Here is a 12,701-nt window from a genome sequence, read left to right as displayed (position 1 = left end):
TCAAGGCGGCATTAATCAATGCCGCCCAGCCCCACATGTATTCAACGCCCATCCTAACTTATTTTGCTTTAAGTAATTCACGCCTCCCATTAACTGCATTTGTCGCAAGATCCATTGCTGGCGTTGTAATACATACCTGGAAGGCGTATGCACTTTATAACGATGAGGGTTTGGCAATACAGCAGCAAGCAATGCGGATTCGGTAGCTGTCAATCGGCAGGCCGGCTTGCCAAAGTAATGTTGGGCCGCTTCCTCAACGCCGAAAATACCGTTGCCGAACTCAGCAATATTGAGATAGACCGTTAAAATACGTTGCTTTGACCAGAGTAATTCAAGTACAGCAGTCATTCCCGCTTCTAATCCTTTTCTTACCCAACTGCGTCCTTCCCATAGAAATAAATTTTTGGTTGCTTGCTGGGAAATTGTCGATGCTCCCCGAATTCGTTTCTCATATTTTTTGTTATACGCCATAGCAGTTTCGATAGCCTCAAAATCAAATCCCCAATGTTTTGGGAATTTTTGATCTTCCGCTGCAATAACGGCTAACGTCATATAAGGTGAAATGTGATCCTGATCCCTCCATGAGGAACGAGAAATATAAGACAAATTAATTGATATTAAGGCGGTGACTTGTCTTTCTATCATCACCATAGAAAACGGCACTGGCAAAAATGAAAAGGCAATTACAGCAACGAACCACAAAACCGTGATCGACACGACAATTCTTTTCAGCCAGCGCCACAATATTGAAAAAGGATTTCTCATCCGATTACTCAATCATTTCCAATATTTTTCTCACCAACTTATCAATTCCTTTTTCTGCCTGCGCCAAAGATTCTGCGAGCATATAAGCGGGCGTTGTTACAATTTTGTTTTCAAAATCAATGACAATATCATCAACCGGACACTCAACATGTACCCCACCCATCTTCGCTATTTGAGCCGCAGTTTCTGGATCATTGCCGATGGTGACTTTTATCGGTTTGCCTAATATTTTAGATACCATAACCGGCGCAATGCATATAAACCCCATTGGCTTGCCTTGACGGTGCATATTTTGCACTATACTTAACAATTCTTTATTTATTTCGCAATCCGATCCTTTAAATGCGAAATCACATAAATTCTTGGCTGCGCCAAACCCACCAGGAATAATAAGCGCATCCAACTCATCAATATTAACTTTGGATAAAGGTTGTATATTTCCCCGTGTTATACGGGCCGACTCTTCCATTATGTAGCGTCTTTCTTGTTTCTCTTCCCCGTTAAGGTGGTTAATAACATGATGTTGCATCTCATCAGGCGAAAAAAAAGACATTTCGGCGCCAAGACGGCTTAAAGAGAGCATAGTGAGAACTGATTCGTGAATTTCACTTCCATCGTACACTCCACATCCACTGAATATAATGGCAACAGATTTCATATTTCTCTCCCTTTGTAGTAGATTAATGCTTAACCCCTTAGAGGGTTAAACACCAATCTTCATCACAGATTTTAATGAATCTTGTAACAAAAAATCTTATCTTTGCTATGTTGGTACTTGTGTTCTGTGTAAAAGAATCCTTTAATGACTCGCATCGAAAACAAACCTCAGATAAGCGGGTAAACAGATTTCCCTGGTGTTGGCGCAGTATTAGCGCACCCCAACTTCGGTTGGGGTTATTTTTTTGTAACGCCTGATAACCAATTTCTTAATATTTCTATATCTTGCTTCCATTCTAACTTTAACTCATCCACCCATTCCTGAACATTATCCCACCACGCCGGTAAATCCGGTGACTGAATCTGTTGAGCTAATTGCTGCAAATGGCGTAACCCGACTGAACCCGCCGCACCTTTGATTTTATGCGCCTCTTCCGTAATGCCTTTTTGATCTCTGGCGGTCATATTGGAGTCCAGCAAAGCAAGATAATTTGGCATCATGGTTTCAAAAATAACCAGATTGTCTGTGATCATTTGTGGCCCAACCAATTCGATATATTGATTAAGCATCTCCGTATCCAGCCGTCCTTCATCCTGAGTCACAAGCTCAACGTCCACTAAGGCAGTGTCAGATTCAGAACCCTTGCCCCAATATTTTTCTATCACGGCAGTCAACGCCTTGACAGATAACGGCTTATTGAGCACATCATCCATGCCCGCATCAAGGTATTCTTTTTTATCCTTTAATACATTAGCCGTCAGCGCGATCAAAGGGGGCAAGAATTGGGAGGAATAACGCTGGTGCAATTGACGGGCAATATCCAGCCCCGTCATATCCGGCAATTGGATATCCAGTAACACTAAGTCATATTCATCAGGATCAAACATGGCCAGTGCATCATAGCCATTCATAGCAACATCCACACTGTTCCCCAATTTCTCCAGAACAGAACGGGCGACAATGACGTTCAATTCAATATCTTCTACCAGTAAGATATTGAGCGCTGGCAATGGCATAGTATCCTGTTCAGCCTTCCCTTCCGGGTATTCACCAATGGCTGGCGCCACGACAGACAAGGTAAAGCAAGAACCTTTGCCTGACGTACTTTTCACCACAATGTCCCCTCCCATGCTTAGGGCAAGACGCTTCGAAACAGCAAGGCCAATCCCCGTTCCGGTTGCAGGACACCCACCAGCGCTGTCTTTAACCTGATAATACATAGCAAAAATTTTTTCCAACTCGTCAAGAGGAATACCAATGCCGGAATCCGTCACTTCAAAGAATAGGCGTTCCTCTTCTGCTTCACGCCAGATACGAACCTTAATTTCGCCTTCAGGCGTAAATTTCACGGCATTACTAATCAGGTTCCACAAAATCTGGCGCAAACGGGTTCCATCAGTCAGCACTTTTGCGGGGAGTGGCAGTTCAGGCTCCAGAACAAATTTAATGCCCTTCGGCTGCGCCAATAAAGCGGAAATATTTTCTAAATCTGTTATAAAGCCGGTGAAATCAACGGGTTGGTTATCAAGTTGGACTTTTCGACGCTCAATTTTATCTAACTCGATAATATCATTGAAAATATTACCCAATGTAATAGCGCTGACATGGATTGTTTCCAGGTACTTACATTGTTCTGGGGTTAAGTCGGTATCCATCAGAATTCGGCTCAAGCCCACAATGCCATTTAAAGGCGTACGAAGCTCATGGCTAATCGTAGAGATAAACGTCGTCTTATCCCTGCTGGCGTTCTCCAATGCATCCTGATAGCGTTTACGCTCCGTTATATCGCGCCCAAACCCCATTAACCCATGTCGCTTGCCAACGCGATCATAAAAAGGGACTTTCCTGAGTTCAAAACAGGCTTTACGTCCATCGGGGTAAACTAACCATTGCTCATAGGTCAGGGATACATTGTGGCGAAATACTTTTTCATCGGTTTCCATCACCTTGCTGGCAATTTCTTTATCGTAAACATCGGTCGGCGTCAGGCCGATGAGCTGTTTTTCGCTTTTGCCCGTCAGCAATTCCATCGCCCTGTTACAACCGGAAAATTCATTATCTTCATTGCGGTAATAAACCAGATCCGGGGAAGCATCCAGAAATGAACGCAATAGCACCGATTGCTGCTCAAGCTCAATCTGGGTTTTTTCACGCTGCTCCATTTCCAATTTGAGTTTATCCAACAAAACCAAATGGGCTTTTTCCGCCTTCTCCCTGTCACTAATCTCCTGGTTCAATTGGTCGATGTTTTCTTTGAGTTGCAGGTTTAATTTCGCATCACGCTGGCGCATTTCTTCAAGTTTTGCGACCAGACTCGATAACCGCTGGCGGGATTCTTCAAGTTGTTCTACGACGATAGAGAGAAAATAAACCGCCCAGGGGGTAATTAACAAACCAAAAAAAATGGAGCGAATTAAATCAATACCCTGCACTTCTCCATGCAGTACAAATGTCACCGCCATCTGCATCGCCATCGCAAGAATAACTAAAGCTGATGCAAGTAATATAGAAAAACGCACCAGCCCCAGCTTCATCATCAAATCTACATAATATTGGGCAAGCCCCCGAATCAGCTTCATAACAACTCCCAGTAAAATCTTTTCCAGTAAAGTGACTAGATTGAATCATAACGTAAAAAGTCCCAACGTCGTTACGGGATATGACCTTCAACCTCTCACAAAGAATAAAAATGAAAATAATAAGAATAATTATGCAATAAAATTTCAGCGCTCTTTTTTAGATGAAAAAACAACCAATCACTTCTTCTTGCAAGTTAAAAAATACACAATATAAATCCAATTCAAGCAAAAAAATAAGAATAAAATATCGATATGGATCTATTTTAAAGCATATCTAAAATAGATAGTGTGGTGATTTTAGTGATATAACTCACATCATTTAAGCGGAATGATCTTAGTCACAAAATACAAAAAATCGCCATTTACTCATAAAAATCAAAAAAATAAATGAAAATCATCAATAAAAAACGCTATTTAACACGATTTGACCAACTCTGCTTTTACCGTTAAGTTGGGAATTCGCTGAAAATCACCTGTCAGATGATCCTCTGACTCATATTTATGCAGTGATAGGTAGAGAACATAACATCATTTTGATTCACCGCTTGTTAATGCCAATAAAACAAGTGGTGTTTTATTGAGGGCGCAAATTAGACGCCTGTAGAAAAAATATATATCGATCCCCTCTCGTGAGTGATGTGAGAGCCGGACAGAACTTGGGGAGCTTTACAATGTTATATGACAGATTGCAGGAAAAAGATAACTGTGGCTTTGGATTAATCGCACATATTGAAGGAGAACCAAGCCACAAGGTGGTGCGCACAGCCATACATGCACTGGCCCGGATGCAACACAGGGGGGCAATTCTAGCGGATGGAAAAACAGGTGATGGCTGTGGTTTGTTAATGCAAAAACCAGACCGTTTCTTCCAAATGATCGCCCGCGAGCAATCATGGCGGCTCGCTAAAAATTATGCTGTCGGCATGTTGTTTCTAAGCCAGGATGCCGAAATCGCTCAATTATGCCGTGATATTATCGAACAGGAATTACAACACGAAACCCTGTCCATTGTGGGTTGGCGGGAAGTTCCTATCAATCACGATATCTTAGGTGATATTGCCTTATCAAGCCTTCCTCGTATTGAGCAAGTTTTTATCAACGCCCCCGCCGGATGGCGAGCGCAAGATCTGGAACGCCGCCTGTTCGTTTCTCGACGTCGCATAGAAAAACGTATTACCGATAACGACTTTTATATTTGCAGCCTGTCCAATCTGGTCACGATTTATAAAGGGTTGTGCATGGCTGCGGATTTACCACATTTCTACCCCGATTTGGCTGACCTGCGCATGGAATCTGCCATCTGTTTATTCCATCAGCGCTTTTCAACCAATACCATTCCCCGCTGGCCGCTGGCACAACCCTTTCGCTATCTGGCTCACAATGGGGAAATCAATACCATTACGGGAAACCGTGAATGGGCTAAAGCGCGGGCCTATAAGTTCCGCACGCCGTTGATCCCGGATTTACATACTGCGGCACCTTTTGTTAATGAAACAGGTTCCGATTCCAGTTCACTGGATAACATGCTGGAACTGTTTCTCAATGGCGGTATGGATTTAATCCGCGCAATGCGTTTGCTCGTTCCACCGGCGTGGCAGAATAATCCTGATATGGATGATGATCTGCGTGCATTTTTCGATTTTAATTCCATGCACATGGAACCCTGGGATGGACCGGCCGGCATCGTTATTTCTGATGGGCGTTATGCCGCCTGTAATTTAGATCGCAATGGCTTACGCCCTGCCCGCTATGTGATTACCAAAGATAAGCTGATTACCTGTGCTTCTGAAATCGGTATTTGGGATTACCAACCCGATGAAGTCGTCGAGAAAGGCCGTGTTGGGCCAGGTGAGTTAATGGTTATCGATACCTATGAAGGGCGTATTCTCCACTCAGCGGAAACTGACAATGATCTGAAAAGCCGCCACCCTTATAAAGAATGGCTGGAGAAAAACGTCAAGCGTTTGATACCGTTTGAAGAGTTGCCACAAGCACAGGTCGGACAGCGAGAATTAGATGATCACCTGTTGGTGACTTATCACAAGCAGTTTGCCTACAGTAATGAGGAACTGGATCAAGTTATCCGTACCCTCGGTGAAAATGCGCAAGAAGCGACCGGTTCAATGGGCGATGACACACCATTTGCTGTGCTTTCCAGCCGCCCGCGCATTATCTACGACTATTTTCGCCAGCAATTCGCCCAAGTGACCAATCCTCCTATCGATCCATTACGTGAAGCTCATGTGATGTCTCTGGCTACCCGCATTGGGCGGGAAATGAATGTTTTTTGTGAAGCGGAAGGGCAGGCTCATCGGTTGTGCTTTCAATCGCCCGTCCTGCTCTATTCTGATTTCGTGCAACTGACAACACGGCAGGAATCCTATTATCGCGCTGACACGTTGGATTTGACCTTCAATCCACAGGAAATCACGCTGAAACGGGCTGTCTTCGCTTTATGTGAAAGGGCTGAGGAACTCGCCCGCAATGGGGCAGTATTGTTGATACTATCCGATCGCAATATTACACCAGAAAAGATCCCCATTCCTGCGCCAATGGCGGTCGGTGCTATCCAGCACTGCCTGGTTGAGAAAAACCTGCGCTGCGATACCAACTTGATTGTAGAAACCGCCAGTGCACGTGATCCGCACCATTTTGCGGTCTTGATGGGTTTTGGCGCTACCGCTGTTTACCCTTATTTGGCCTATGAATCACTGGGGAAAATGGTGGATGATGGCACCATCAGTGCGCCATATGCCCGCATAATGCTTAATTATCGCAATGGCATTAATAAAGGGCTGTATAAAATTATGTCCAAAATGGGCATCTCCACCATTTCTTCTTATCGCTGCTCTAAGTTGTTCGAAGCCGTTGGTTTGCACCGGGATGTGACAGACCTCTGCTTCAATGGTGTTGTCAGTCGTATTGGGGGCGCAGATTTCAGCGATTTTGAACAAGATCTGCGTAATCTTGCCAAACGGGCATGGCTGCATCGCCACGCCATCGATCAAGGGGGACTGCTGAAATATGTCCATAATGGGGAGTATCACGCTTATAACCCCGATGTTGTCAGCACATTGCAGGCCGCCGTTCACAGTGGTAATTACCGTGATTACCTGAAATATTCCGAACGGGTCAACGGGCGCCCTATCACCACCTTGCGGGATCTGCTTGCCCTTGCGCCTAAAGGTGATCCCATCGATATTGCAGATGTTGAATCCGCAGAAGCACTGTTCAAACGGTTTGATACCGCCGCAATGTCAATTGGCGCACTCAGCCCTGAAGCTCATGAGGCGCTGGCAGAGGCAATGAATACGTTAGGGGGGTTTTCCAACTCGGGAGAAGGTGGCGAAGATCCCGCACGTTATCGTACCAAGAAAGTTTCCCGCATTAAGCAAGTTGCTTCCGGCAGATTTGGCGTTACCCCCGCCTACTTAGCCAGTGCCGATGTGATCCAGATAAAAATCGCCCAAGGTGCAAAACCCGGGGAAGGCGGTCAATTACCGGGAGATAAGGTAACGCCTTATATTGCCAAATTGCGCTACTCCGTTCCCGGCGTTACCCTGATTTCTCCGCCGCCACATCATGATATTTATTCAATCGAAGATCTGGCTCAATTGATTTTCGATCTTAAACAGGTGAATCCGCAGGCGCTGATCTCCGTCAAACTGGTTTCAGAGCCTGGCGTGGGAACCATTGCCACCGGTGTCGCCAAAGCTTATGCCGACCTAATCACCATCGCCGGTTATGATGGCGGAACAGGTGCCAGCCCGCTCTCTTCTGTCAAATACGCGGGTTGCCCGTGGGAATTAGGGCTGGTGGAAACCCAACAGGCGCTGGTTGCCAATGGGCTACGCCATAAAATCCGCCTCCAGGTTGACGGTGGCCTGAAAACAGGGATGGATATCATCAAAGCGGCTATTTTAGGCGCTGAAAGTTTCGGTTTCGGCACTGGCCCAATGGTTGCTCTCGGCTGTAAATATTTGCGCATCTGCCACTTAAATAACTGTGCCACAGGTGTCGCTACACAAGATGAAAAATTACGCCAATCTCACTATCACGGCTTGCCAGAAAGAGTCATTCACTATTTCCACTTTATCGCGCAGGAAACACGTGAACTGATGGCGCAATTAGGGGTAAAAAGACTGACCGATTTGATTGGACGCACAGACTTGCTGGAAATACTTGAGGGAATTTCTGCCAAGCAAAGCAAGCTCAATCTCGGACCATTGCTGGAAACGGTGGAACCTCATACCGGCAAAGCGCTGCATTGCACGGAAGGGAATCCGCCTTTTGACCCTGGTACGCTAAATAAATTGATCGTCGCCAAAGCTATGCCTTATGTAGAAAACGCGCAAAGCAAGGCGTTCTATTTTGATATCCAAAATACCGATCGCTCTGTTGGTGCCTCTCTCTCCGGTGAGATTGCGGCTCGGTATGGCGATCAAGGGTGCGCTGCCGACCCGGTCAAACTGCATTTCAATGGAACAGCCGGGCAAAGTTTTGGCGTCTGGAATGCTGCCGGTGTTGAACTGACTTTAATTGGCGATGCCAATGATTATGTCGGTAAGGGTATGGCTGGCGGCTGTATTACCATCCTTCCTCCTGCCGGCTCGGCATTTAAAAGTCACGAAGCCACTATTATCGGTAATACCTGCCTTTATGGGGCAACAGGCGGGAAACTCTTTGCTGCCGGACGTGCCGGTGAACGCTTCGCAGTACGTAATTCAGGTGCCATCACCGTTATTGAGGGGATCGGCGACAATGGTTGTGAATATATGACTGGCGGGATCGTCTGTGTTCTGGGCAGCACTGGCGTAAATTTTGGTGCAGGTATGACAGGGGGATTTGCTTACGTCCTTGATGAATTTGATGACTTCCGCAAACGCGTCAATCCAGAACTGGTAGACGTTCTCTCAATGGATACCCTTGCCATTCATAAAGAGCATCTCCGGGGATTAATCACCGAACATGTCCGTCTGACAAACTCTCAACACGGTGAAAGCCTATTGGAAAATTGGTCTCAGTGGGTCAATAAGTTTGCTTTGGTTAAACCTAAATCCAGTGATGTCAGTGCGTTGTTGGGGCACCGTAGCCGTTCTTCCGCCGAATTGCGGGTTCAGGCACAGTAAGGAGCGAATCATGAGTCAGAATGTTTATCAATTTATCGACTTACAACGTGTCGATCCTCCTAAGAAATCGTTGAAAATCAGAAAAATAGAATTTGTTGAGATTTATGAACCCTTTTCTGAAATTCAGTCACAGGCACAAGCAGATCGCTGTCTCTCTTGTGGTAACCCATACTGTGAGTGGAAATGTCCCGTACATAACTACATTCCAAACTGGCTGAAACTCGCCAATGAAGGACGCATCATCGAAGCAGCGGAATTATCACACCAGACCAACAGCTTGCCGGAAGTCTGTGGGCGAGTCTGTCCGCAAGATCGCCTGTGTGAAGGTGCTTGTACCCTCAATGATGATTTCGGGGCCGTCACTATCGGTAACATTGAACGTTATATTAATGACACGGCTATTGCGATGGGCTGGAAACCGGATATGTCGCATGTCATCCCAACCGGTAAACGTGTCGCCGTGGTTGGGGCAGGACCGGCAGGATTAGCCTGTGCAGATGTCCTGACGCGTCATGGCGTACAAGTGGTGGTCTACGATCGCCATCCTGAAATTGGGGGCTTGCTCACATTTGGCATTCCCGCCTTTAAACTAGAAAAAGAGGTGATCATTCGCCGCCGTGAAATATTTTCTGGGATGGGGATCGAATTCCGTTTAAACATAGAGATAGGCCAAGATGTCACTCTGGCTGAACTCACCAAAGAATTTGATGGCGTATTTCTTGGGGTGGGGACTTATCAATCCATCCACGGTGGACTGGAGAACGAAAACGCTGACGGGGTATATGACGCCTTACCTTTTTTAATCGCCAACACCCGTCATTTGATGGGTTATCCGTCTCTGCCTGAGCAGCCTTATGTTGATATGAAGGGTAAACGGGTTCTGGTATTGGGCGGCGGTGATACAGCAATGGACTGCGTCCGTACTTCGATTCGCCAGGGTGCAGCCCGTGTTATCTGCGCCTATCGGCGAAATGAGGAAAATATGCCCGGTTCCCGTCGTGAAGTAAAAAATGCGAAAGAAGAAGGTGTAGAGTTTCGTTTTAACCTGCAACCCATTAGCATTGAGATTAATGGTGCAGGACGGGTTTGTGGGGTCAAGGTGGTGAAAACACAGCTGAGTGCCATAGATGAAAAAGGCCGTCGTCAGGCTGAGATTATTCAAGGTTCCGAATTTTTGATAGAGACCGATGCAGTGATCATGGCATTTGGTTTCAAGCCTCACACTATGAACTGGCTGGATGAACATCAAGTCAGGATCGATCAAAAAGGTCGTATTATCGCGCCTGAATCCAGTGATCTGCCTTTTCAGACCAGTAATCCTAAAATATTCGCAGGCGGGGATGCTGTACGTGGTTCTGACTTGGTAGTAACCGCCATTGATGAAGGCAGAAAAGCTGCTTTCGGTATCCTCGACTATCTTAAAGTCTAATATTCCATTCTTTTTTCTAATAACTTCTCCGATTTTTTAATCGGAGAAGTTCCCCCGGTATAAAAATACTGTCATTTTTTTATTTTCTTTTACTACCAGATTACTTGTATTTTTGAGATTTATGCGACTATTCTTATATTCTAAAGTCAAATATATCGATTTAGTCTCCTGCTCATTATAGCAATACAGCCATAGTGCAATGCCGTAATACAGCAATAAGGTTTATTTTTTTCGAAGAGAAAATGGCTTAACAAAACTGATTAAATAGATATGAAATAAAAAATCATTAAAGTGATAATAATAGGTAGAAATATATGCGCTTACTTTCCCAGATACTCTTCTTCTCTTTTATATCCTCAGCAAGCTTGCCCTCAGTTGCCAGATTCTCTACTCCCGCCGAAATTATGCAACAAGTACAAGAAAGAGGAGTCAATTCTGTTGTGGCAGAGATAAACGCAGAATATAAACAAGACAAAATTATCCAGAATATTGCGACTGGTGATAAGCAATGGCTGCAAGTTGCCTTTAAGCTATATCCTAATATTCATCCAGAATTTTCCCAGCAAATTATTCATGCTTTATCAGTTGCTTTAATTGAAAATCCCGTAGAAGTATTATCACTGACGAAATCACATAGCACCCCCTCATTCACGGATATCTGCAACATGCCGCCAACGATCAGAGGAGTGAGCCAACAGAAATCATTTACCAAGAAAATGATAGATAGCCTCAGAGCTATGGAGAAATCTAACAGGGGAGAAAACCAATATAATATCGAAACCTGTCTATGGCAATTTGAGAAATCGCTTAGTTATATGTAGCACTAATTTGCTAAAAATAAAGGAGATCAATGTCTCCTTTATTTCTCATGAATCCCTTTCACCTTTCAAGCTGCGGCCTTGCTGACTACAACTTGAAATCTATTGGGTATGAGCTTTGAACAATTATTTTACGACGCGTAAGGTTGGGCGGCCTTTTGGCGGTTGAGGAGGTTCATCATCTGGCGAATCATCGTCGTGAGCAGCTTTCCTATCATGCTTACTATTATGGATATGCACCAAATTATCCGCTACTGGCATGTCCGTTTCTTCTGACTCAGTATTGTCCACATTATAGGCGAATTCTGGCTCAAACATCATTCCCGCGCCATTTTCACGGGCATAAACCGCAATCACAGCCGCCATTGGAACAGTCACTTGACGACCAACACCACCAAATCGGGCATTAAATCTCACTTCATCGTTCGTCAATTGCAAATTGCCAACTGCTCTCGGTGAGATATTCAAGATAATTTGCCCATTTTGTGCATATTCCATCGGGACGTTAACGCCATAAAAGTTAGCATCCACAACAATATGGGGGGTCATGTCATTATCCAACAGCCATTCATAATGCGCCCGCAGTAGATAGGGGCGGCGTGGAGACATTTGAGTCATCTCCATATATTAACTCCGTGATTGTAAACGCATTTCACGTTCTACTTCCGTCAACGAAGCCAAAAATGCGTCACGTTCAAATACACGCTGCATATAGACTTGAAGATCTTTGGCGCCAGGTCCTGACAACTCAACACCCAAGACAGGCAAACGCCACAACAGTGGAGATAAATAACAATCCACCAAGCTGAACTCTTCACTCATGAAGAACGGCATTTCTCTGAAAATTGGCCCAATCGCCAGTAATTCTTCAGCAAGCTGTTTACGTGCAGCATTCGCTTCCTGAACACTCCCTTCCTGAATTTTGTACATCAGGGAATACCAGTCTTTTTCAATTCTATGCATCATCATACGACTGGAGCCTCGTGCGACAGGATACACAGGCATGAGTGGTGGATGTGGAAAACGTTCATCCAGATATTCCATAATGATGCGAGAATCATACAGGGCCAGCTCACGATCAACGAGAGTAGGAACAGATTGGTAAGGATTTAAATCAATCAAATCCTGGGGCAAATTACCTGCTTCAACGTGTTCAATCTCTACGCTGACCCCTTTTTCCGCCAATACAATTCTTACTTGATGGCTAAAAATGTCGGTCGGGCCGGAAAACAGAGTCATTACCGAACGTTTGTTGGCAGCGACAGCCATGAAAACCTCCAAGTTTATCTAAAAAAAGGAACGAACAGCCCTTCAATGAACAGC

Annotated in this window: 8 protein-coding genes; 3 read left to right on the top strand and 5 right to left on the bottom strand. The window is 45.0% G+C overall.

The genetic code is table 11. From position 1 onward, the window contains the following. Positions 1-15 precede the first annotated feature (15 nt). The 3 genes from mtgA to arcB all read right to left on the bottom strand — a co-directional run bounded on the left by mtgA (position 16) and on the right by arcB (position 4,002). The gene (gene mtgA, locus AAY47_RS08445; RefSeq protein WP_047768796.1) at positions 16-765 is read right to left on the bottom strand and encodes a monofunctional biosynthetic peptidoglycan transglycosylase; all 750 of its coding nucleotides are present in this window, start codon (positions 763-765) and stop codon (positions 16-18) included. Positions 766-769: 4 nt separating this feature from the next. After that, positions 770-1,423, bottom strand: coding sequence for an isoprenoid biosynthesis glyoxalase ElbB (elbB, locus tag AAY47_RS08440; protein ID WP_047768794.1), 654 nt, complete (start codon positions 1,421-1,423; stop codon positions 770-772). Positions 1,424-1,659: 236 nt separating this feature from the next. Then, positions 1,660-4,002 (bottom strand): aerobic respiration two-component sensor histidine kinase ArcB, encoded by a 2,343-nt coding sequence (gene arcB / locus AAY47_RS08435; RefSeq protein ID WP_047768793.1) that lies wholly within the window; start codon positions 4,000-4,002, stop codon positions 1,660-1,662. A gap of 671 nt (positions 4,003-4,673) precedes the next feature. Between arcB and gltB the strand changes: the two genes are divergently transcribed. The 3 genes from gltB (at position 4,674) to AAY47_RS08420 (ending at position 11,381) form a co-directional block, all read left to right on the top strand. Next, positions 4,674-9,131 carry a glutamate synthase large subunit gene (gltB, locus tag AAY47_RS08430; RefSeq protein WP_047768792.1) on the top strand — a complete coding sequence of 1,486 codons (4,458 nt, stop codon included), beginning with the start codon at positions 4,674-4,676 and terminating at the stop codon, positions 9,129-9,131. Between the two features lie 10 nt (positions 9,132-9,141). After that, positions 9,142-10,560: an FAD-dependent oxidoreductase gene (locus AAY47_RS08425; protein WP_047768791.1), complete on the top strand. Its 1,419-nt coding sequence runs from the start codon at positions 9,142-9,144 to the stop codon at positions 10,558-10,560. A gap of 314 nt (positions 10,561-10,874) precedes the next feature. Further along, entirely contained in the window at positions 10,875-11,381 is a 507-nt protein-coding gene (locus tag AAY47_RS08420; RefSeq protein ID WP_047768790.1) for a hypothetical protein, read from the top strand. 123 nt (positions 11,382-11,504) lie between these two features. On the opposite strand, the gene sspB is transcribed toward AAY47_RS08420, so the two are convergent. Together sspB and sspA are read right to left on the bottom strand one after the other, a co-directional pair. Continuing rightward, positions 11,505-12,002, bottom strand: coding sequence for a ClpXP protease specificity-enhancing factor (gene sspB / locus AAY47_RS08415; RefSeq protein WP_047768789.1), 498 nt, complete (start codon positions 12,000-12,002; stop codon positions 11,505-11,507). A 3-nt stretch (positions 12,003-12,005) separates the two neighbouring features. Beyond that, on the bottom strand, positions 12,006-12,647 hold the full coding sequence (gene sspA / locus AAY47_RS08410; protein WP_047768787.1) for a stringent starvation protein SspA: 642 nt from the start codon (positions 12,645-12,647) through the stop codon (positions 12,006-12,008). Positions 12,648-12,701: the final 54 nt, after the last annotated feature.

Origin of the sequence: Xenorhabdus griffiniae, from assembly GCF_001028135.1 — a bacterium.
Lineage (GTDB): Bacteria > Pseudomonadota > Gammaproteobacteria > Enterobacterales > Enterobacteriaceae > Xenorhabdus > Xenorhabdus bakwenae.
This window is presented reverse-complemented; position numbering and strand designations above follow the sequence as displayed.

Excerpts from the sequence above, each read along its gene's own strand:
- AAY47_RS08425 (WP_047768791.1), top strand. The coding sequence starts at position 9,142 with ATGAGTCAGAATGTTTATCAATTTATCGACTTACAACGTGTCGATCCT.
- sspB (WP_047768789.1), bottom strand. The coding sequence starts at position 12,002 with ATGGAGATGACTCAAATGTCTCCACGCCGCCCCTATCTACTGCGGGCG.
- mtgA (WP_047768796.1), bottom strand. The coding sequence starts at position 765 with ATGAGAAATCCTTTTTCAATATTGTGGCGCTGGCTGAAAAGAATTGTC.
- elbB (WP_047768794.1), bottom strand. The coding sequence starts at position 1,423 with ATGAAATCTGTTGCCATTATATTCAGTGGATGTGGAGTGTACGATGGA.
- sspA (WP_047768787.1), bottom strand. The coding sequence starts at position 12,647 with ATGGCTGTCGCTGCCAACAAACGTTCGGTAATGACTCTGTTTTCCGGC.
- gltB (WP_047768792.1), top strand. The coding sequence starts at position 4,674 with ATGTTATATGACAGATTGCAGGAAAAAGATAACTGTGGCTTTGGATTA.
- AAY47_RS08420 (WP_047768790.1), top strand. The coding sequence starts at position 10,875 with ATGCGCTTACTTTCCCAGATACTCTTCTTCTCTTTTATATCCTCAGCA.
- arcB (WP_047768793.1), bottom strand. The coding sequence starts at position 4,002 with ATGAAGCTGATTCGGGGGCTTGCCCAATATTATGTAGATTTGATGATG.